This window comes from Variovorax sp. dw_954 (genome assembly GCF_018449755.1).
Taxonomy (GTDB): Bacteria; Pseudomonadota; Gammaproteobacteria; order Burkholderiales; family Burkholderiaceae_C; genus Variovorax.
On sequence record NZ_JAAVVD010000004.1, the window covers coordinates 84,803 to 104,899 of the forward strand.

The 20,097-nt window shown below is 68.8% G+C and carries 17 protein-coding genes; 3 read left to right on the plus strand and 14 right to left on the minus strand.

Annotated elements, in window-relative coordinates:
- Positions 1-102: 102 nt before the first annotated feature.
- The 11 genes from HB681_RS08675 to atzF all read right to left on the minus strand — a co-directional run bounded on the left by HB681_RS08675 (position 103) and on the right by atzF (position 12,712).
- Positions 103-1,899 carry an ABC transporter ATP-binding protein gene (locus HB681_RS08675; RefSeq protein ID WP_213954401.1) on the minus strand — a complete coding sequence of 599 codons (1,797 nt, stop codon included), beginning with the start codon at positions 1,897-1,899 and terminating at the stop codon, positions 103-105.
- 18 nt (positions 1,900-1,917) lie between these two features.
- Complete coding sequence (locus tag HB681_RS08680; protein WP_213954402.1) at positions 1,918-2,631, minus strand: isochorismatase family cysteine hydrolase; 714 nt, start codon at positions 2,629-2,631, stop codon at positions 1,918-1,920.
- A gap of 462 nt (positions 2,632-3,093) precedes the next feature.
- Entirely contained in the window at positions 3,094-4,014 is a 921-nt protein-coding gene (locus HB681_RS08685) for an ABC transporter permease (protein WP_213954403.1), read from the minus strand.
- Positions 4,011-5,096, minus strand: coding sequence for an ABC transporter permease (locus tag HB681_RS08690; protein WP_213954404.1), 1,086 nt, complete (start codon positions 5,094-5,096; stop codon positions 4,011-4,013). The genes HB681_RS08685 and HB681_RS08690 overlap by 4 nt, the downstream gene beginning before the upstream one ends.
- A gap of 13 nt (positions 5,097-5,109) precedes the next feature.
- Positions 5,110-6,216, minus strand: a complete 1,107-nt coding sequence (locus HB681_RS08695; protein WP_213954405.1) for a BMP family ABC transporter substrate-binding protein — start codon at positions 6,214-6,216, stop codon at positions 5,110-5,112.
- Positions 6,217-6,296: 80 nt separating this feature from the next.
- Positions 6,297-7,760: an AtzE family amidohydrolase gene (locus HB681_RS08700; protein ID WP_213954406.1), complete on the minus strand. Its 1,464-nt coding sequence runs from the start codon at positions 7,758-7,760 to the stop codon at positions 6,297-6,299.
- Entirely contained in the window at positions 7,757-7,963 is a 207-nt protein-coding gene (locus HB681_RS08705) for a DUF4089 domain-containing protein (protein WP_213954407.1), read from the minus strand. Before HB681_RS08705 ends, HB681_RS08700 begins: the two co-directional genes overlap by 4 nt.
- Before the next feature lie 313 nt (positions 7,964-8,276).
- Positions 8,277-9,110 (minus strand): ABC transporter ATP-binding protein, encoded by an 834-nt coding sequence (locus tag HB681_RS08710; protein ID WP_213954408.1) that lies wholly within the window; start codon positions 9,108-9,110, stop codon positions 8,277-8,279.
- Positions 9,107-9,946 (minus strand): ABC transporter permease, encoded by an 840-nt coding sequence (locus HB681_RS08715; protein WP_213954409.1) that lies wholly within the window; start codon positions 9,944-9,946, stop codon positions 9,107-9,109. The genes HB681_RS08710 and HB681_RS08715 overlap by 4 nt, the downstream gene beginning before the upstream one ends.
- 2 nt (positions 9,947-9,948) lie before the next feature.
- Positions 9,949-10,944 carry an ABC transporter substrate-binding protein gene (locus HB681_RS08720; RefSeq protein WP_213954410.1) on the minus strand — a complete coding sequence of 332 codons (996 nt, stop codon included), beginning with the start codon at positions 10,942-10,944 and terminating at the stop codon, positions 9,949-9,951.
- 43 nt (positions 10,945-10,987) lie between these two features.
- On the minus strand, positions 10,988-12,712 hold the full coding sequence (atzF, locus tag HB681_RS08725; RefSeq protein ID WP_213954652.1) for an allophanate hydrolase: 1,725 nt from the start codon (positions 12,710-12,712) through the stop codon (positions 10,988-10,990).
- A gap of 213 nt (positions 12,713-12,925) precedes the next feature.
- On the opposite strand from atzF, the gene HB681_RS08730 reads away from it, so the two are divergent.
- Together HB681_RS08730 and HB681_RS08735 are read left to right on the plus strand one after the other, a co-directional pair.
- Entirely contained in the window at positions 12,926-14,359 is a 1,434-nt protein-coding gene (locus tag HB681_RS08730) for a hypothetical protein (RefSeq protein ID WP_213954411.1), read from the plus strand.
- A 21-nt stretch (positions 14,360-14,380) separates the two neighbouring features.
- The gene (locus tag HB681_RS08735; RefSeq protein WP_213954412.1) at positions 14,381-15,019 is read left to right on the plus strand and encodes an MBL fold metallo-hydrolase; all 639 of its coding nucleotides are present in this window, start codon (positions 14,381-14,383) and stop codon (positions 15,017-15,019) included.
- Between the two features lie 109 nt (positions 15,020-15,128).
- Here the strand turns inward: HB681_RS08735 and HB681_RS08740 are convergent, their stop codons facing one another.
- Positions 15,129-16,295, minus strand: coding sequence for a DUF3089 domain-containing protein (locus tag HB681_RS08740; protein ID WP_213954413.1), 1,167 nt, complete (start codon positions 16,293-16,295; stop codon positions 15,129-15,131).
- Positions 16,296-16,443: 148 nt separating this feature from the next.
- On the minus strand, positions 16,444-17,655 hold the full coding sequence (locus HB681_RS08745; RefSeq protein WP_345944647.1) for a DnaJ C-terminal domain-containing protein: 1,212 nt from the start codon (positions 17,653-17,655) through the stop codon (positions 16,444-16,446).
- A gap of 174 nt (positions 17,656-17,829) precedes the next feature.
- Between HB681_RS08745 and HB681_RS08750 the strand changes: the two genes are divergently transcribed.
- Positions 17,830-18,378 (plus strand): SRPBCC family protein, encoded by a 549-nt coding sequence (locus HB681_RS08750; RefSeq protein ID WP_213954415.1) that lies wholly within the window; start codon positions 17,830-17,832, stop codon positions 18,376-18,378.
- A 55-nt stretch (positions 18,379-18,433) separates the two neighbouring features.
- Here HB681_RS08750 and HB681_RS08755 read toward each other — a convergent pair whose 3' ends face one another.
- Positions 18,434-20,086: a rhodanese homology domain-containing protein gene (locus HB681_RS08755; RefSeq protein WP_213954416.1), complete on the minus strand. Its 1,653-nt coding sequence runs from the start codon at positions 20,084-20,086 to the stop codon at positions 18,434-18,436.
- Positions 20,087-20,097 lie beyond the last annotated feature (11 nt).

The following is a 20,097-nucleotide window of genomic DNA, read 5'->3' on the forward strand; positions in this document are numbered from 1 at the left end:
GGGGTGCGACGGCGGGCGGCATGCGAAGTGCTCCGGGCGCCTTCACTGTGCGGCTGCCCTGCAGTGCTCGCGTCCGGCGGGGTCCACATGAACTCGCTTCGCTCAGACAGCATGTGGCCCTGATCCGCCGAACGCTGCGCGCTTCGGCGGCACAGAGGCGGCGCCCGGAGCACTTCGCATGCCACCCGCCGCCGTGGGTACGCTCGTGGGTGTTACTCCGTCTCCCTCCGGGAGAGGGCTGGGGTGAGGGCCGGGGCCGTCGGCCACCACGGCGCCGTGATGTTGATGTTCCCCACCGCCCATGTGCGCGCCGAGCACATGCCGCTCGGCCGTGGCGGCATCCGTCTCGTACACGATGCGGCCCTCGCTCATCACCACGATGCGGTCGGCCAGCTCCAGCAGTTCGTCTATGTCCTCGCTGATCAACAGCACGGCGCCACCCTTCTCGCGCACCTGCACGATGCGGGTGTGGATCTCGGCGACGGCGGCAAAGTCCAGGCCGAAGACGGGGTTCGCGGCGATCAGTACGTTGATGTCGCCGGCGAGTTCACGCGCCAGCACGGCGCGCTGCACGTTGCCGCCGGAGAGGCTGCGGATCGGCGCGCCCTCGCCCTGCGTCTTGACGCCGTACTCCGCGATCCACTCGCGTGCGCGGCTGCGCCACTTCGGGAAGCGCAGCATGCCGCCGCTGGCCAAGGGGGGCTGGTCGAAGTCGCGCAACGCCATGTTCTCGGCCACGCTGAGGTCGCCGACGCAGGCGTTGCGCAGCGGTTCCTCGGGCAGGCTGCGGACCTTGAGCCTGCGGTTCTCCTCGCGCTTCGCGTCATAGCGTTGGCCGCGCACCGTGACCTTGCCGGAGAGGCGCGGGCGCTGGCCCACGAGCGCCTCGACCAGTTCGCGCTGGCCGTTGCCCGACACGCCGGCCACGCCGAGGATCTCGCCGGCGCGCACCTGCAGGCTCAGCTCATGCACCGCCAGCGTGCCTCGGTCGCCCTGCGCGACGAGCTTGTCGACGCTCAGGGAGATCGCTGCATCGGCGGCCACGGGCTTCACGCCGTGGATCGCGCGGCCGCTGAGCGCGGCCTTCTCGCCCTCGTCGCCGAGGGCCAGTTCGGGTGGCGGCGCATCGCTCTCGCCCATCATCGCGGCGGCCAGTTGCTTGGGGCTGGTCTCGGCGACGCTGCAATGCTTGACGGCCTTGCCACGGCGCAGCACGGTCACGTTGTCGGCATAGGCCATCACCTCGCGGAACTTGTGCGTGATGATCAGGACCGTGCACTGGCCGCTGCGCGCGAACTCGCGCACATGGCCCAGCACCTCGTCGGCTTCCTGCGGCGTCAGCACGGAGGTGGGCTCGTCGAGGATCAGCAGGCGCGGCTTCAGGTAGAGCTGCTTGAGCAGTTCCAGCTTCTGCTTCTCGCCGGCCGCGAGCGAGGACGGGGTCACGTCCAGGTCGAGGCTGAAGGGTGTGGTCGCGAGGAATGCCTTGAGCTCCGCGCGCTTGGCCTTCCAGTCGATCAGCGCGGGCGTCTTGCCGCCGGCCAGCAGCAGGTTCTCGGCCACCGTCATGCCGGGTGCCAGCGTGAAGTGCTGGTAGACCATGCCGATGCCGAGCTCGCGCGCGATGATCGGGTTGTTGATGTGTTCCTCGCGGCCATCGATCAGCACCGCGCCCTCTTCGGCCACCTGGAAGCCGGCCACGCATTTCACCAGCGTGCTCTTTCCTGCCCCGTTCTCGCCGAGCAGCGCATGCACGGTGCCGGGCTCGACGCGCATGGTCACGCTGTCCATCGCGGTGAAGGCGCCGAAGCGCTTGGTGAGCTGGAAGGTGTCGAGCGCAAGCGCACCGGTGCCGCGGGGCAAGGCGCCGATGGGTTGGGTGGGGGTGTCGTCAGCCATGGTGTCCTTCAGTCTTGGTCACGCGACGACCGCCAGCAGCGCGGTGGATTCGGCATGTGCGCCGAAGACTCCGCCCTGCATGGTGATCATCTTCAGCGCGGCGAGGTGGTTGCCGTGGTCGGTCGCGGCCGTGCAGTCCGACAGCAGCAGGCATTCGAAGCCGCGGTCGTTGGCGTCGCGCATGGAGGTGTGCACGCAGACGTCGGTGGTGATGCCGGCGAGGATGAGGTTCTCGGTGCCGCGCGTGCGCAGGATCAGCTCCAGGTCGGTCGCGTAGAACGATCCCTTGCCGGGCTTGTCGATGACGACCTCGCCGGGCAGCGGCGCGAGCGCGGGGATGATGTCCCAGCCCGGTTCGCCGCGCACGAGGATGCGGCCGCACGGCCCGTCGTCGCCGATGCCGACGCCGTTGGCGCCGATCTGCCGCGAGCGCCAGCGCTTGTTGGCGGGCAGGTCGGCCAGGTCGGGACGGTGGCCTTCGCGCGTGTGGATGATGGTGTAGCCCAGCGGCCGCAATGCCGCGAGCGTGCGCGCGATGGGCTCGATGGGTGCCTGCACCAGGGACAAGTCATAGCCCATCACGTCGACGTAGCCGCCCTTGCCGCAGAAGTCGGTCTGCATGTCGATGACGATGAGCGCGGTGTTGTCGGGGCGCAGGTCGCCGTTGTACGGCCACGGGTAGGGTTGCGCGGCGACGTGCCGTTCGGTGTGGATCGCGGTGATGGCGTTCATGGCGTGGTCGTCACTTCATCGGGTTCGCGCGCGGCCATGTCCAGGTCGTCGGTGTGAAACGGAAGCGAGTTGCGACCGGGGCGAGTGCCGAGGGCACTGGGTATCCCCCTCCGCGAATGTCCCCCGGCCTGCGGCCTCCTCCTTTATTTCGCTGCGGGGGACACCCAGCACCCTCGGCACAGGACACGTCGCGCCATGCCGGTCGATCACCGACAGCGCGTATGGATCACGCCGATGGTGTGCTCCCCGCAGCGAAATAAAGGAGGAGCCGGCAACCGCAGGTTGACGGCGGGGGACATTCGCGGAGGGGAGTACGCCGTCGGCGTGATCCCGCCCCCAGTCCGCAACCGAATCCGAATCCGAATCCGAATCCGACAACATAGCCAAGCCGAGGGGCCGCCTCACGTCAAGGCCCCCTCGAAGGGAGTCCGGCCAAGCGAAGCGAGCAAGCATCGCGCAGACCTATCGCGTCGACGACAACTCGCCCGGGCTGCCGATCGCCACGCTGCCGGGCTTGCAGGTCAGCACAAGGATCACCAGCGTCAGCACATAAGGCACGGTGTTGAACAGGTGATAGCCCCAGCCCACGCCCACCGATTGCAGGGCCGGCCCGAGCGCGCCCGCGCCGCCGAACAGCAGCGCCGCGCCCACGCAGCGCAGCGGACTCCAGCGCGCGAAGATCACCAGCGCCACGGCGATGAGGCCCTGGCCGCTGGAGATGCCTTCGTTCCAGCTGCCCGGATAGAACAGCGTGAGCGATGCGCCGCCGAGCCCGGCGATCGCGCCGCCGGCGGTCGTCGCCGCGATGCGGATGCCCGACACCGAATAGCCCAGCGCCCGCGTCGCATTGGCCGAATCACCCGCCATGCGCACCAGCAGCCCGGCACGCGTGCGCGCGAAGGCCCACCAGAGGAAGACCGCGAGCACGATGCCGATCGGCACCAGCGCATTCACCTGCAGCGCGGCGCGCACGGCCGAGTTGTCGCTCCAGTCGCCCAGCGGAATCGCCGGGATCTGCGGCGCCTGTGGCTGGATCAGCGGCTTGCCCAGGTAGAAGGCCAGGCCGGTGCCGAACAGCATCAGCGCGATGCCGGTGGCCACGTCGTTGACGCGGTCGAGCGAGCACAGCAGGCCGTGCAGCAATGCGAGCGCCGCCCCGGCCGCCGCGCCGATCAACACGCCGAGCCAGGGCGAGCCGGTGAGATACGCACCGCCAAAGGACGACATGGCCGACAGCACCAGCACGCCTTCGAGGCCGAGGTTGATGCGGCCCGACTTTTCCGTGAGGCATTCGCCCAGGCTCACGAACAGGAAGGGTGCGCCCACGCGCAATGCGCCGCCGACGATGCCCGCAACAAGCGCAATCCATTGATCGGCGGTCATGCGTGGCCCTTCAGTTTCAAGAGCTTCGGTTGCATCGGATGCGGCATCCGGTTCTTGATGAGGTTCTTCCAGTCCACCAGGCGCAGACCCTCGCTCGCGAGGATCAGCACGAAGGCGATGCCCTGCAGCACCTGCACCGACGCATCGGGCAATCCGAGACGACGTTGCAGCAGGCTGCCGGCCGCGCCGAACCCGCCGAACAGGATGGCCACCGGGATGATCGCGATCGGGTTGTGCCGCGCGATGAAGGCGACCAGGATGCCGGCGTAGCCGTAGCCCGCGATGAGCGATGCGTTGGCATTGGTGTGAACCGCCGCCACTTCCACCGCGCCGGCCAGGCCCGCGCAGGCGCCGCCGACGGCGCACGCGCCGAGGATGAGTTGCGTCGCGGGCAGGCCGACCAGCTGCGCGGTGCGCGGGTTGCCGCCCACCACCCGCACCGAGAAGCCCGATGCCGTGACGCGCAGCCACAGCCCCAGCGCCACGCAGGCCACCACGCCGATGGCCAGGCCCCAGTGCACGTCCGAACCCATCATGCCGCCGATGAGCATGCCTTCGTTCAATGGGTAGGTGGAAGGCTTGTTCAGGCTGGACGGATCGCGCAGCGGCCCCTCGACGATGTGCTTGAAGATGCCGATCGCGATGTAGGCCAGCAGCAGGCTGCTGATGGTCTCGTTGATGCCGCGGTACTGGCGCAGCCAGCCGGCCAGCATGATCCACAGCGCGCCGGCAATGGCGCCTGCGATGCAGACCAGCACCGTGCCGATGATGTTGCCCGGCAGCGGCACCGCATGGGCCAGCGCCGCGCAAGCCAGCCCGCCCAGCACCAGCGCGCCTTCGCCACCGATGATGATGAGGCCGGCGCGCGCCGGTATCGCCACGCACAGCGCGGTGAGCATCAAAGGCGCCGCGCGCTGCAGGGTGTTCTGCCAGGAGAACCAGTCGCCGAACGCGCCCTTGAACAGGGTGACCCAGACGTCGACCGGGCTCACGCCGGCAAACCACACGAGGATGCCGAACAGCAGCAGCGCCGCCGAGATGGCGATCGCCGGCAGTGCGATTTCCTTCAACCAGTTGGGCATGGCTTCTCGTCGCTCAGAGGCTGCCCAGGACGCCGTCGACCAGGTAGTTCATCTTCTCGAGCTCGAGGTCGGTCTGCTTCAACGTCTTTGGCACCACGACCGTGCCCTTGCCGTCCTTGAGGCCGGCCGTGAAGATGTCGAAGTTGCCCGCGATCATCTTGGCCTTGATGTCGTCGGCCTGCTTCTTCGCGGCGTCGGTCACCATCGGGCCGTAGGCCGACATCTTCACGTAGCCTTCCTTCAGGCCGCCGCGCAGGAAGTTGGGATGCGGCTTGTCGTTCTGCGCCGCGTCGATGATGGTCTTGTAGGCGGTGAGCCAGTTCCATTCGGCGCCGGTGAGGTACGCGTTCGGCGCCAGCTTGGCCTGGCTCGCGTGGTAGCCGCAGACCATCTTGCCGCGCTTGGCGGCTGTCTCGACGATGACCTTGGGGCTGTCCACGTGCATCGTGAAGACATCGCAGCCCTGGTCGGCCAGGCTATTGGTGGCTTCTGCTTCCTTCACGGGCATCGACCAGTCGCCGGTGAAGATCACGTTGCAGGTGATGGCCGGGTTGACCGAGCGTGCACCGAGCGTGAAGGCGTTGATGTTGCGCAGCACCTGCGGGATTGGCTTGGCCGCGATGAAGGCGATCTTCTTGCTCTTCGTCATGTGGCCGGCGATCACGCCGTTCAGGTACTGGCACTCGTCGATGTAGCCGAAGTAGCTGCCGACGTTCTTCGGATGCTTGCCTTCGGTCCACATGCCGCCGCAATGCGAGAAGCGCACGTCGGGGTTCTTCGGCGCGAGCGCGAGGATGTGCGGGTCGAAGTAGCCGAAGGAGGTGGGGAACAGCACCTTGGCGCCATCCTGCGAGATCATGCCGGTCATGGTCTTCTGCACGGCCGCGGTCTCGGGCACGTTCTCTTCCTCGACCACTTTCAGGCCGGGCATCTTCTTCACTTCGGCAGCGGCCTGGGCCTGCGCCTGGTTGTAGCCGTAGTCGTCACGCGGGCCGACGTAGATCACGCCGATGGTCAGCGGCTTCTGCGCGCCCGCCAGTGAGCTCAGGCCGCCGAGCGTGCCGGCGGCGCCGAGTGCGGCGAGGGTCTTGATCGATTCGCGACGGTTCAGTTGGGACATGTTGGGCTCCAGTAAGTGAAGGAGGTATCCGTTCTTGGATACAAGACGGTGTGCATAAACCGTACCAACCGGGGTTGGGACTACACCAGCGCGGCGACGGGCGCATGCACGACACCCGCTGCCTCCAATGAAGCGGCCACGCGCAGCACGTGGTCCTCGCGCCAGGGCGCACCGATCACCTGCACGCCGATCGGCAGGTGCGCATGCGCGCCCCACACCGGAACGGCGCAGACCGGCAGGCCGATGCACGAAATTGGTTGCGTCAGAAGCCCCATGTTGGGCCGCACCGGCAGGCGCTGGCCATGCAGTTCGAACCATTCGGCGCCGATCGGCGTGGCGGCGCAGGGCGTGGCCGCGGCGAGCAGGATGTCGAAGCGCTCGAACACGCGGGCCACGGCTTCGGCATAGGCGCGGCGCACGCGTTGCGCACGCGCGACCCAGGCGGCGGGCAGCAGCGCGCCGGCGAGGAAGCGGTCGCGCGAGAGCGGCTCGAAGTCTTGCGGACGCGTGCGCAGGTCGTGCAGGTGCAGCGCGGCGCCCTCGGAATTGGTGATGAGGAAGGCGGCGGCGCGGCCGGCCTCGACCAGCGGCAGCTCGACCGCGCGGGTGGCGCCGAGGGCCTCGGCCACGCGGTCGACGGCCAGCAAGGCCTCGGGCTGCACATGCTCGCGGAAGTAGCCGGTGAGCACGCCGATGCGCAAGCCGCTCGTGCCGAGCGACAGCAAGGGCGTCACGGCTTCGATGGCGCGCTGCGCGCAGCCGGGATCATGCGGTCCCGTGTCTTCCGGGCCTTGCATCGCGTCATAGCAAAGCGCGAGGTCACGCGCCGATCGCACGAAGGGGCCGAGATGGTCCAGGCTCGACACGAAGGGGTAGCTGCCGGTGCGAGGCAGTCTTCCGAAGGTCGGCTTGAGCCCGAACACGCCGCACAGTGAGGACGGCACGCGGATGGAGCCATTGGTGTCGGAGCCCAGCGTGATCGGCACCTGTCCCGCCGCCACCGCCGCGCCGGAACCACCCGAGGAGCCGCCCGCGATGCGCGTCAGGTCGTGCGGATTGTGGGCCGGGCCGACGTGGCTGTTCTCGGTCGTGAAGCCGTAGGCGTACTCGTCCATGTTGAGCGCGCCGACCAGCACCGCGCCCGCGGCTTCGAGCCGGTGCACCAGAAGTCCATCGCGCACCGCCGGGGCCGCGCCGCGCTCGATCCTGGAGCCGGCCAGGGTCGGCAGGCCGGCCACGTCGAACAGGTTCTTGACGGCGAAGGGCACGCCGAGCAACGGCAGCGCGCGCGTTCGATCGCCGGAAGACGAAGCGAGCGACGCATCGGCCTGCGCGGCACGCCGCAGCGCCCGCTCGCGCACCACGTCGGTGAAGGCGTTGACGCGCTTGTCGGTGGCGTCGATCCGGTCGAGGCTCGCTTGCACCAGCGCGGTGGCAGTGGTCGCGCCACTGCGCACCGCGTCTGCCATGGAGGCAGCGTCCTGGGCCAGCAAAGTGTCAGCCAGCGTGCCCGGTGGGCGTGTGCGATCCGGCACTGCGCTCATTGCTCCGGCTCCTGCGCTTCGACCGGCACAAAGGTCGTCGCCGCCTCGTGATGCGGCTGCAGCGGCACCGCGTCGACGATGTCCGCGAACTCCGACGCGAGCGTGAAGTAGCGCAATACGCCGGGTCGATGGTCATTGCGCAACCGCAAGCCGAGCGCGGCGGCGGCGGCGTCGACGTACGCTGAGACTTGTGCAGGGGTCATGTCAGTTGCTCCGGGGCGTGGGCCGAGGACATCGGGTATCCCCTTCCGCGAATGTCCTCCGGCCTTCGGCCTCCCCCTTTATTTCGCTGCAGGGGACACCCGCTGCCCACAGCCCCGGACACGCCGCGTCGTGCGGGGCCGATCGACCACTGCGCGTCAGGATCACGTCGATGGTGTGCTCTGCGCAGCGAAATAAAGGAGGAGGCCGAAGGCCGGGGGACATTCGCGGAGCAGAGTACGCCGTCGGCGTGATCCCGCCCACCAACTATGGACCGCAGACTCTTTCGGAGGTGGGCTTGATCCAAGGAAGGATTCACCGCCGTACCTCGCGTTGAAAGATGTCGAGACTGAGCTTCTTCATCGCCACGAAGCTTTGCGAACTCAGCGTGTCGAGCGTCCGCGGGCGCGCCTCGCCGTAGCGCAGGATCTCGGCCACCCTGGTCGGCCGCTTGGTCAGCAGCAGCACCTGGTCGGCCAGGTACACCGCTTCCTCCAGGTCATGCGACACCAGCAGCATCGTGGTGCCGGTCTGGATGAAGACCTCCTGCAACTTCTCGCGGATGAACAGCGTCATCTCGAAGTCGAGCGCGGAGAAGGGTTCGTCGAGGAACAGCACCTCCGGGTTGGGCGCGAGCGCCCGCATGATCGACGCGGTCTGCTGCTGCCCGCCGGAGAGTTCGTACGGGTAGCGGTTCAGGTCGAACTTCACGTCGAAGGACGCGACCAGTTCCGCCATGCGCCGGTCGACCTCGGCCTTGCTGCGGCCCTCCAACTTGAGCGGATAGGCGATGTTGTCGATGGTGCGCATCCACGGGAACATCGCCTCGCGGTAGTTCTGGAACACGTAGCCGATCTTGGTGTCCTTCAGCGACTTGCCGTCGAACAGGATCTCGCCCGCATCGATCGGGACCAGCCCCGCGATCATGTTGATCAAGGTGCTCTTGCCGCAGCCGTTGGGGCCGAACACCGAGACGATGGCGTTCTTGGGGATGTCGAGGTCGAAGTTCTCGTAGAGCGGCCAGCCCGCGAAGTATTTGGTCAGGCCGCGGATCGTGATGTGCGTGCCCGAGGGGCCGGGAACGAACAGGGGCTTGGGCACATCGGCATACACCGGGCCGTTGAGGACGACGTCGGAGGTGGCTCTCATCTTCCACTCCAGTGCACGATGCGGCGCTCGGCGACGAGAAACAGGATGTTGAGTGCGTAGCCCAGCGCACCGGCGGCCAGGATCGCCGCATACATGCTCTTGACGTTGAGCACCTGTTGCGCATCGATGATGCGATGGCCGAGCCCCGCGTCGGAGCCGATGAACATCTCGGCCACGATGACGATCACCAGCGCCATCGACACCGCGGAACGCAGGCCCACGAAGGACGGCTGCAGGCTTTCCCAGATCAGCACGTCCTTGAACACCTGCCAGCGCGAGGCGCCCATCACCTTGGCCGCCATCACGCGCTGCTTGCGCGCGTTGATGACCCCATAGGCGCTGTTGAACACCACGATGAGGAAGGCGCCGAAGGCCGCGATCGCGATCTTGTTGATGTCCGACACGCCGAAGATCAACAGGAACAGCGGGATCAAGGCCGACGATGGCGTGGAGCGGAAGAAGTCGATCAGGAACTCGACACTGCGGTACAGCCGCTCGTTGCTGCCGAGCAGCACGCCCAGCGGCACGCCGACCACGGCCGCGATCACGAAGGCCTGCACCGTGCGCCACACCGTGACCGCGAAGTCGGTCAGCAGCGGCCCGCCGGCCAGGCCGGTGATGAGCGTCGACACCGTGTCGGCCGGCGCCGGCAGCAGGATCGGCTTGATGAAGCCGAGCCGCACCACCAGGTCCCAGAGGATGAACAGCACGATGGGGCCGATGGCGGGAATCCAGCGCTCCCATTGCGGCTTCTTCGGCACGGCGCTGGCGGCGCCAGCGGTGGCAGCGGGCGGCGCCCAGGGGGCGGCGGCGGTGGTGGCGGCGGGCTCGGCCATGGCTAGGCCTTGTAGAGCAACGGATCGACAGCGACCTTCTTCTCGAAGATGCCCTTGTCCGTGAACAGGTCGTAGAACTTCTGGAAGTAGGCCACGTCGCTCGGCTTGAACTCGTGATGCAACATGTACGAGGCCAGCGGCACTTCGGCGGTGAGCGGGCCTTCGATGGCGGTGTAGCCCTTCATGTACTGCCGCGCCTCGTCGGGCTTGGTGCGCACCAGCTCGACGCCGCGCGCATAGGCGGCGATGTACTTCTTCGCCGCGTCGGGGTTCTTCTTGATGAACTCGCTCGTGAGGCTGGCGGCGCCGCCATGCCACGGGGCCATCGGGTCGCCGAGGATGTACTTCGCCACCACACCCGCCTCGATGACGCGCGTGGTGCCGTTCATGCGGCCGATGGTGCCGGTCGGCTCCAGCGTGTAGCAGGCGTCGACCTGGCCCGCGACCAGCGCGGCCACGTGCTGGCCGATCGGCAGTTCGCTCACCACCGCGCCCTTGGCGCCGGCGCGCTCCAGCATGGTCTTGGCCAGCGTGACGTTCTGGATGCCGGGGCCGGAGGCGACCTTTTTGCCGGCGAGTTCGGCCGTCGCCTTGACCGGGCTGTCCTTGGCGACGATGAATTCGTCGAGCACGAACTTGGCATTGCTCGGGTTGGTGCAGAAGATCTTGAACAACCCCGGCTGCGCGATCTCTCCGATGGCCAGGTTGGCCGAGCCGGTGCCGTTGGAACTGCCGTCGCCGCGGCCCGAGAGCATCGCTTCCATGACCTGCTGCGCGCCAGCGAACTTCAGCGGCTCGACATCGACGCCGGCCTCCTTGAAATAGCCGCGCTCGATGGCCGCGAAGAAGGGCAGGCCCGCTGCCACGGGCCAGTAGCCGATGCGGATCTTCGTGGCGGCCTGCGCGCGCACGATCGCGGGCGCGGCGAGCACGCCGAGTCCGGCAGCGCCGGCCTGCAGCAGCTTGCGTCGCGAGGTGGAGGGAGAGGTGTTGCGCATTGAAAGCTCCTGCAAATGGAATGAACGAGGGACGTTGCGGGCATCACCCCGCAGGGGCTTGTCTCGATGCGATGTACCGGCGCCAGCCGCCGTGATGGGTGATGTCTTCCGCGCCCTCGAGCGCCAGCGGCTCGCAGACGAAGCCCTGCACGCTGCTGCCGTCGGCCAGCGTCACGGTGCCGATGCCCAACGGCGCGGGAATGAGCGCGACGAAGCTGCCGTAGTGGCTGCTCGGCATCTCCCACACTTCCAGCCGGATCGCGGCGCCCGCGCCCGGTGCGACGCGCAGCATGCCGGGCTTGGGCGGAACCGTGCCGGCCAGGGCGTAGAGGCGGTAGTCGGGCGCGGTCTCGGTCTCGACCAGAAAGCGTGCACCGCGCTCGCGCAGCTGGCCATTGAGCGGCATGCCCGACAAATGGGCGCCGACAACGGCGACGCGCACCATGTCGGCCCCGAGCGGCAGCGCCATCGGCGGCGGCAACGCGCGGCCCGTGGCGCCGAGCGTGAGGCCGGTCGCATGGTGGAAGCGCTGACCCAGCTCGGCCAGTTGCAGGTCGCTGCCGCAGGGCGCGATCAGGGTGATGCCGAAGGGCAGGCCGTCGGGCCGGATCGAGCTGGGCACCGACAGCGCCGCATGGTCGAGCAGGTTGACGAAGTTGGTGTACGCACCGAGTTCGCGATTGCGCACAACCGGGTCCGCACGCATCTCGTCGATGGTGCAGTGGCAGGGCGCGGTCGGCACCAGCAGCACGTCGATGGTGCGCCACATCGGCGCCACGCGCTGCGCGATCTCCCGCAGGCGCAGTTGCGCGTCGAACAGGTCGGCGGCGCTGTACTGGCGGCCGCTCGCAAGGATGCCGCGCACCGGCTCCATCACTTCGTCCTGGTGCGCGTCGAAGAACTCGCGCACCGCAGCGTAGCGCTCCGCCACCAACGCGCTTTCGTAGAGCAGCGAGGCGGCTTCGGCCAGCGGCGCGTAGTCGATGGCCACGCGCTGGCCGCCGAACGATTCCAGGCGCTCGATGGCCTCGTCGAAGGCCTCGGCCGCGAGCGCGTCGCCGAAGAATTCGAGCGTAGCCGGCACGCCGAAGTTGAAGCGCGCAGGAAAGGGCATGCGCCGCAGCTGCAGGTTGCGCGAGAAGGCGTCCTTTGCATCGAAGCCCATCGCCGCGTGCAGCACCTTCACCGCCATCGCGACCGTGGGCGCGAAGATCGACACGCAATCCACGCTCTGCGCCGCCGGCACCACGCCGTGCGTGCTCAGCAGGCCCTTGCTCGGCTTCAGCCCGACGATGTTGTTGAGGCCCGCCGGCACGCGGCCGGAGCCGGCGGTGTCGGTGCCGAGCGCGAAGTCGACCTGCCCCGTGGCGACCACGTAGGCCGAGCCCGAACTGGAGCCGCCCGACACATAGCGCGAGTCGAAGCTGTTGGGCACCGCGCCGTAGGGCGAGCGCGTGCCGTTGAGGCCGCAGGCGAACTGGTCGAGGTTGGTCTTGCCGAGCAGCGCCGCACCGGCATCGAGCAGGCGGCCCACGACGTGTGCGTGCTGCGCAGCGGTGCGCGCGAAAGCGGGGCACGCAGCCGTCGTCTCGACGCCGGCCACGTCGATGTTGTCCTTGGCGGCGAAGCGCAATCCCGCCAGCGGCCCGCCGGCGACCGCGCCCTTCATCGGCGCATCGAAGCGCGTGATCCAGGCAGCAGCAGGCGTTGCGTCGGTCGCCTTCGTCGTCGAATCGGGCTCGGCCAGCGAGACCTTGTCGTGCACCATCATCAAGCATCCTGTCTTGTGTACAAGGTGTGATGCAAACGGCGTGCCAGAGGCAAGGCAATGCATTCGCGCATCCGGCTGCTTTTTCCGGGATGATGCGAACCGTCGGTCCCAAGGACGGAGAACGCATGACCCAACGCCGGTGGTGTCTCGCTGCGCCCAAGCTGGCCCGCGCTGCCATCGGGTTCCAGTTCCCATGGCGTGGAGCGGTCCATGGATGAGGCCGTGCGGGCGCGCCAACGCTGGACCTTCACGGTGCAAACGCCGCTCGGCGAGACGCATTCGACCTACGCCATCACGGACGTCGCGCTGATCTACGAATCCGACGATCCGCTCGCGGGCGACGGCGCCGCCGTGCGCTGGAGCACCATCCGGGAGGGCAGCACCGCCGCCATGGAAGGCATGGGCGGCCGCGGCGGGCCGGACCTGCCGACCTGGGTGCCGGCACAGATGGAATGGCTGGTGCTCACCCGCATCGACGAGGTGGAAAGCAGCTTCATGCGCCGCCTGCCGCCGCCCGGCGCCGACCGCGAGGCCCTGCTGGCCGCCGTGCGCGAACGCCTGGGCACGCGCTGGCTCGGCGAAGGCCTGCCGCTGAAGGAGGCGCAGCAGCGCATGGGCACGCATTCGCAGGAATGGAGCGGGCTCAAGGTGGCCGGCATCGTCGTCGCGGTGCTCGGCATGCTGGTGCTGGCGATCCTGCTGCTGGCGCTGCTGCTCACGCCCTTCGTGCTGGTTCCCGCGGGGCTGGTGGCCGGCGGCTGGCTGCTGCGCCGCGGACTGCGCATGCTGCGCGATGCCAAGGCGGCAGCGGGCATGGCGGTGGCGCAGGTCGGCCGGGCCAGGATCGGCCTGGTGCACATCGAGGCGCCCGCCGAAGCGGCCACGCCGACCCGCGCCGCCATCACCGGACGCGCGTGCGCCTGGTGGGACGTGGCGGTGTGGGTCTGGTACGAGAGCGACAGCGAGGACAGCGGCGGCTGGCGACGCGTGGCCTCGCGCCATGGCGGCAGCGCCGAGTCGATCGACATCGGCGATGAGACGGGCAGCGCGACGGTGTGGCTCAACGGCGCGGAACTGCTGCTGGAGTTGCGCAGCTGGGAATCTGACAAGGGCGACAAGGACGACAAGGACGCGCTGCCACCGCGCGGCGTCGCGCTGCTCGACACGCTGGGCTTCCCCTGGCGGGGCGGGCAACGGCTGCGCGTGACCGAGGAGTGCGTGGAGGTCGGCGCCACGCTCTACGTGATCGGCACGCTCGACCTGCGCCGCAACGTGCCCGAGTCGCAGGCGCCCGGCTGGCTGGAGCGCACCGTCGACGCGATCCGCACCGGCGCATGGCGGCGCAACGTGGTCGCTGCCGCGCCTGCGCCCATGCGCGTGGTGCTGGCGGTGTTCATCGGCTTCATCGACATGTTCACCGGCATCGGCGCGGCGCGCATGCGACCGCGCACCTCCCGCGACGGCCCGCCACCCGCGCTTTCGCCCAATGCGCGCATGGTGTGGAAGGGCCACGGCGACCGGCCCTTCATCGTGTCGGACCGTCCGGAGCAAGGCGCGCTCGCGGCCTTGCGCAAGCGCGCGTGGATCACGGGCGGCATCGGCGCGGCGATCCTCTGCTTCGTGCTCTATGAGCTGGTGTCCTGACCGTGCATTTACGATCGAAGGATGCTCCGTTACCAGACCGTCCCCGTCACCCCCTTCCAGCAGAACTGTTCCATCGTGTGGTGCGACGCCACGAAGAAGGCCGCGATCATCGACCCCGGCGGCGACCTCGACCGGCTGCTGGCTGCCATCGACAAGCTCGGCGTGACGCTCGAGCAGATCTGGCTCACCCATGCGCACATCGACCTTGCCGGTGGCACCGGCGAACTCGCGAGAAAGCGTGGGCTGCCCATCGTCGGCCCGCACCCGGGCGACCAGTTCTGGATCGACGGCCTCGCGCAGCAGAGCCGCATGTTCGGCTTCCCGCCGGCCGAGCCCTTCGTGCCGACGCGCTGGCTGGCCGATGGCGACACGGTGTCGATCGGCGAAGAGACGCTGTCGGTGCGCCATTGCCCGGGCCACACGCCGGGCCATGTGGTGTTCCATTCGGCGAGCGCGCAGCGCGCCTTCGTCGGCGACGTGCTGTTCGCCGGCAGCATTGGCCGCACCGACTTTCCGCAGGGCAACCACCAGCAGCTGATCGACAGCATCACGCAGCGGCTATGGCCGATGGGTAATGAGACGGTGTTCATTCCGGGGCATGGCCCGGAGAGCAGCTTCGGGCGCGAGCGGCGCAGCAATCCTTACGTGGCCGGGACCTGAAATACGACTTTGCAATCAGGCGCAGAACAAGGCGGAGCGCCGCAGACAGTGCTGTAGCACGGCAAGGCGATCCAACGCAGTTATGCGTTTGATTGCGAAGTCGTATGAATCACTGGCGCGCGAGGTAGGCCGCCGTCTGCCGCTCCAGCAAAGCCAGCAGGTTGCCCAGCGTGAGGTTCACGTCGACCAGGTGCAGGCCCCAGCCCTTGAGCACAACACCTGCCACGACGACATCGCCAGGGATGTGGTCGATGCGCTGGTCGACGGCGTCGGCATGGGTCGTGACGGCCAGGTAGTCGCCCTGCGCGTTCGACACGCATTCGGCGCTCAGCAGGCCGGGCGTGGTGACGAAGGGCGTGCCCAGCTTGTCGCCGTTCTTCAGCCACGAAGTGACGCGCGACGGCACGCCCGTGATGTCGACGTCGCCACTCGAGAAGTACGGCATCAATGCGCCCTCGCCTCCCGCGAGCGCCGCGGGGTTCACGCAGGCCGCGACCTGCCCCGGTGCAGCGACCTTGCCGAACAGCGTGCGGTCCGGCGGCGGCGATTCGGCCCTGAAGCTCGCGTAGGCCACGACGCAGCCGGTCTGCGTCAGCTTGCGGCACAGCGGCACGTGCTGGAACGCACCACCCACGTCAGCGCCCTTGGGCACCGCGAGGTTCGTGCCCATCAGCAGCGCCGACACCATGTGCGACTGCACCGGCTGGCCGTCGATCTCCTCCCGGATCAGGCGCGTGAGCCAGCGCGCGCCCTGGCTGTGGCCGATCAGGACGAAGCCGCGGCCCTGGTTGTCGCGGGCCAGGTAGTCCTGCCAGGCGGCCTTCACGTCGGCGTAGGCCACGTCGCCCTCCTCCTCGAGCCGCTCGCCGAACACCGTGGTGACGAGGGCATGCAGCGTCAGCTGTCGATACAGCGGCGCGTAGAGCCTGCAGCGCGAGGCGAAGCGGGCGAACTGCTGGTTGGCGACTTCGCGTTCCGCCTGGGTCGCGGCCAGCGCGCTGTTCATCGTGCGCTCGCGGCTCACCGTCGGGTAGACGTAGAAGCAATCGATGGCCGGCGCTGCGGCGGGTTGGAAGGGCTCGATGGTGCGTCGTCCATCCGCTTCGACGCGCGTAGCGATCTGGTCGCGGCTGCAGGCATCCGTGCGGCCGGGACGGCAGAGCCAGGATGCGTCGGCCTTGTAGTCGACCCCGGCGGCGACGGCCGGCTGGGCGCTGGCACCATCCGCACCGAAAAGCACAACCCACAGCGATATGAAGAGGAAGCGCTTCGTCATTCGCGCACTGTAGTGCGCAAGCAGAACGCGGCCAATCGGTCTGGCCTCGCGCGCGCAATGCCGATTCGCTCGAACTCGTCCGTGGCGAAGATTCGCGAAGACCCGAGCCGAAGTCGCGCAGTCCGCGACAGACCTGTTCAGGCTCGCGTCAAGGCGCGCGCTTGGACATCCCGCGCTCCCACGCGCGCAATTCGCTGTTCCATGCACGCAGGCGCTTGTCCGATGCGGGGCCGCCATCCCCCGACGTCGTCGCCAGCAGCTGGTCGAGCAGGATCTCCTGGTCGGCGGTGAGGTGATCCGGGAAGATCGGCTGCACCGTCACCTGCTGGTCGCCGCGGGGACCACCGCGCGACACGGGAAAGCCATGGCCCTTGAGGCGGTAGGACACCTGGTCGCGCTTCAGCTTCATCGATTGAAGGCCGGCCACGGTGGGCACCTGGATCGAGCGGTTGGCGATCCATGCGAAGCCGTCTACCGGGATCTCGCAGTGGATGGTGCCGTCGTCCTCGAGCCTGAAGAATTCGTGCTCCGCGAACTCGACGCGGATCTCGAGGTCCGCCGGCGCACTGCCCTTGCTCGCGCGCCGTGCATCGACATGCAGGAGGTCGCCCGACCGCACGCCCGCCGGAATGCGCACGCCCACCTTGTAGGGCTGCGGCGTCGCCTTGCCGGCGCCGGCGCAGGCCTTGCAGGGCCGCCGCGCGATACCGCCGCCCAGGCAGTCCGTGCATTCGTAGTAGCCGGTGGGCCAGCCGAAGAAGGAGCGCTTGGGCATCGCCCCCGAGCCGCCGCACTGGGCGCAGTTGCCGCCCAGCACCTGGTGCCCGGCGCCGGCGCAGACCGCGCAGGTCTCGGTGATCTTGCCCTGCATGACCTTGATGCAGCCGACCGCGGCTTCTTCCAGCGTCAGCTTGACCTTGCGGAAGATGGGGCGCCGCTGCGGGCCTGCATCGGCTGTGCTGTCGGATGTATGGCTGGATGCATTGCCGGACGCATGGCCGGATGCACTGCCGGAAGTAGCGCCGGATGCGTTGCCCGACGCGGCATGGCCATTCGCACGCTGGCCCGTCTTCCTGTTGTCGTCCGCGGCAGATGCGCGGGTGGACTCTTGCGCGGGCTTCCTGGGCTTGGCGCTCTCGGCTGCCGTCGAAGCGGGGCGGGTGGCGTGCGCCGGGCGCGGGCCGGCATTGCGGATCTCCTCGAATGCCCGGTTGATGCGTTGCATCCGGGCCACCGCGTCGGCGCTGCTGTTGCGATCCGGATGCCACTGCGAGACCAGCCGGCGCCAGGCAGCCTTGACCTCCGTGTCGGTCGCGTCAGGTGCCAAACCCAGTTCGGCGAATGCGTTGTCGGTGCCCACAGTATCCAAATCCTCGTCCAGGCCAGCCATTCGGGGCGGAATCCCGACACGGGCGACGGCCTCAGGTGTGAATGTTAGCTGCTGCCCGCGCAAGAAATACGCCAACGGAAGCCGTTTTCTGCCAAGAATGCGAAGGGCCGCGGGCCGTGGGCCGCGCCCGCATGGAGGTCGATCATGGAACGCTCGACGTCTCGCGCCTGGAAACGATGGGTCGGCGCCGCCCTCGTGGTGGCGGTGCTGGTGGGGGCGCTGTTCGTGCCGATGCCTGCGGGCGTCACCCGCATCGTGTCCGTCGTCGACATCGCGCGGCCTCCGGCGGAGGTCTACGCCTATGTGACGACGCCCGCCAAGTGGCCGCTGTGGCATCCGTCCTCGCTGGCGGTCAGCGGCGACGCGGGCCATTCGCTGAATGTCGGCGAGACCGTGGGCGAAGACTTCCAGGTCGCCGGTCGGCGCGGACGCACGACCTGGCGCGTCACCGCGCGCGAGCCCGACCGCCTGTGGCGCATCGCTGGCCAGATCAACGGACGCGACGCCGGCATCGTGAGCTATTCGGTCTCGCCCATCGCCGGCGGTGGCACGCATTTCGTGCGGGAGTTTTTGTACGAGGCGCACAGCCTGCTGTTCGCGTTTCTCAATGCGGTGACGCTGCGGCGACAGATCGAGGACGAGTCGGCGCAGGCCGTGCGGCAACTCAAGGCGAATCTGGAACGCGAAGGCTGATGCCCGCTACGCGCCACCCGCGCCGCCGCAGACGCATTCGGGGGTGGGCTTCACTTCACAGCACGTTGAAATGGTGCGTGCCGTCGCGCGCCAGTTGCGCCACCAGGCCGAACTCCCAGTCCAGGTAGGCCTGCATCGCCTCGGCCGGCGCGTCGGTGCCTTCGTAGGGACGGCGATAGCGATCCGTGCGCGGCGTGGCGAGGCGCGTGTCGCCGGTCTCGGTTGGCAGGCCGGCAGCGAACCATGCGGCATTGCCGCCGGCGAGCACGCGCACGTCGGCATCGGGCTGGCCACGGGCGTCCAGCGCGGCGCGCAGGTCCGCCGCGGCATAGCGCGCGAGCAGGCTGCTGCCGCAGGTCAGGACGTAGCGCGACGCGGGCGGGATGCGGTCGAGCGCCTGCGCGAACTGCGCACGGATCGCGAACCAGGCGCCGGCGATGTGGCGCTTCGCGTAGTTGACGCCGGTCGTGACGTCGATGACGGCCGTGCGTTGCAGGCTGTCGGCCAGTTCGGCGACGCCGATGGTTTCGTGCGATGGCGCGGACGGATACGCGGCGGCGGGCTGGCCCTTCTCGACGAAGTCCCGGCGCGCGCTGTCTGCGTCGACCACATGCACGTCCCAACCCATCTGCGCGAGCCACGAGGCGGTCATCGGCGCGCGCACGCCGTCGTCGTCGACCAGCACGATGCGGGCGCCGCGCACGGGCACCTGGTGATCGGTCTCCTGCACCAGCTGGCCGCCGGGCGCATTGGCGAAGCCGGGCAAGTGCGCTGCCTCGTATTCCTCGGGCGTGCGCACGTCGAAGCGGTACAACGTGCGGCCCGGTTCGCGCAAGGACGGCAAGGCGTCGAGCGCGATCCATCGAACGCCGGCGCGCTGCGCCACGCTGCGTGCGTCGGCCTTCGCGCGCGCGAGGTGGGCTTCATCGACCAGCCCGGGCGCGCGGCGTACGGCGCCGTGGTCCAGCACCTGCCCCGCGAGCTTCCAGCCGATGGTGCCGTTGCGCAGTGCCGCGACCGGGTTGGGAATGCCCGCGTTCACCAGCGACTGCGTGCCGATGATGCTGCGCGTGCGGCCCGCGCAGTTGACGACGACCTGCGTGGCCGGGTCGGGCGCCAGTTCGCGCACGCGCAACACGAGTTCGGCGCCGGGCACGCTGGTGGCCGACGGGATGCTCATGGTCTGGTACTCGTCGAAGCGGCGTGCATCGACGACCACCACATCGGCCTTCGCATCGATCAGCGCCTTCACGTCCTGCGCCGACAGCGAGGGCGTGTGCCGCTCATGCTCGACCAGTTCCCCGAAGGACTTGCTCGGCACGTTCACGTCACGGAACAATTCGCCGCCGGCATCGCGCCAGCCGTCGAGGCCGCCTTCGAGACGGCGCAGCTGGGTGTAGCCCAATGCCGAGAGCGTGGCTGCGGCGCGCGGCACCAGGTCTTCGCCGTCGAGCTCGCCGTAGAGCACGATGAGCGCGTCGCGCCGCGGGATGCGGCGCCACGCGTCGAGCTCGATGCGCGAGAGCGGCAGGTTGGCGGCCCACAACGGATGCGACTGCGCGAACGGGTCTTCCTCGCGCAGGTCGATGAAGGCGGTTTCCTCGCGTGCCAGCAGGCGGGCGCGCACGGCGGCGGCGGAGATGCCTGGCAAAGGCGGCGCGGCGCGGGCAGGGACGGGCCGGTCGGTCAGGAGTGCAGAGTCGGTCATGTGGAGGCGGT

Excerpts from the sequence above, each read along its gene's own strand:
- HB681_RS08715 (WP_213954409.1), bottom strand. The coding sequence starts at position 9,946 with ATGGCCGAGCCCGCCGCCACCACCGCCGCCGCCCCCTGGGCGCCGCCC.
- HB681_RS08685 (WP_213954403.1), bottom strand. The coding sequence starts at position 4,014 with ATGACCGCCGATCAATGGATTGCGCTTGTTGCGGGCATCGTCGGCGGC.
- HB681_RS08710 (WP_213954408.1), bottom strand. The coding sequence starts at position 9,110 with ATGAGAGCCACCTCCGACGTCGTCCTCAACGGCCCGGTGTATGCCGAT.
- HB681_RS08730 (WP_213954411.1), top strand. The coding sequence starts at position 12,926 with ATGGATGAGGCCGTGCGGGCGCGCCAACGCTGGACCTTCACGGTGCAA.
- HB681_RS08705 (WP_213954407.1), bottom strand. The coding sequence starts at position 7,963 with ATGACCCCTGCACAAGTCTCAGCGTACGTCGACGCCGCCGCCGCCGCG.
- HB681_RS08695 (WP_213954405.1), bottom strand. The coding sequence starts at position 6,216 with ATGTCCCAACTGAACCGTCGCGAATCGATCAAGACCCTCGCCGCACTC.
- HB681_RS08740 (WP_213954413.1), bottom strand. The coding sequence starts at position 16,295 with ATGACGAAGCGCTTCCTCTTCATATCGCTGTGGGTTGTGCTTTTCGGT.
- HB681_RS08720 (WP_213954410.1), bottom strand. The coding sequence starts at position 10,944 with ATGCGCAACACCTCTCCCTCCACCTCGCGACGCAAGCTGCTGCAGGCC.
- HB681_RS08675 (WP_213954401.1), bottom strand. The coding sequence starts at position 1,899 with ATGGCTGACGACACCCCCACCCAACCCATCGGCGCCTTGCCCCGCGGC.
- HB681_RS08680 (WP_213954402.1), bottom strand. The coding sequence starts at position 2,631 with ATGAACGCCATCACCGCGATCCACACCGAACGGCACGTCGCCGCGCAA.
- HB681_RS08690 (WP_213954404.1), bottom strand. The coding sequence starts at position 5,096 with ATGCCCAACTGGTTGAAGGAAATCGCACTGCCGGCGATCGCCATCTCG.
- HB681_RS08735 (WP_213954412.1), top strand. The coding sequence starts at position 14,381 with ATGCTCCGTTACCAGACCGTCCCCGTCACCCCCTTCCAGCAGAACTGT.
- HB681_RS08755 (WP_213954416.1), bottom strand. The coding sequence starts at position 20,086 with ATGACCGACTCTGCACTCCTGACCGACCGGCCCGTCCCTGCCCGCGCC.
- atzF (WP_213954652.1), bottom strand. The coding sequence starts at position 12,712 with ATGGTGCACGACAAGGTCTCGCTGGCCGAGCCCGATTCGACGACGAAG.
- HB681_RS08700 (WP_213954406.1), bottom strand. The coding sequence starts at position 7,760 with ATGAGCGCAGTGCCGGATCGCACACGCCCACCGGGCACGCTGGCTGAC.
- HB681_RS08750 (WP_213954415.1), top strand. The coding sequence starts at position 17,830 with ATGGAACGCTCGACGTCTCGCGCCTGGAAACGATGGGTCGGCGCCGCC.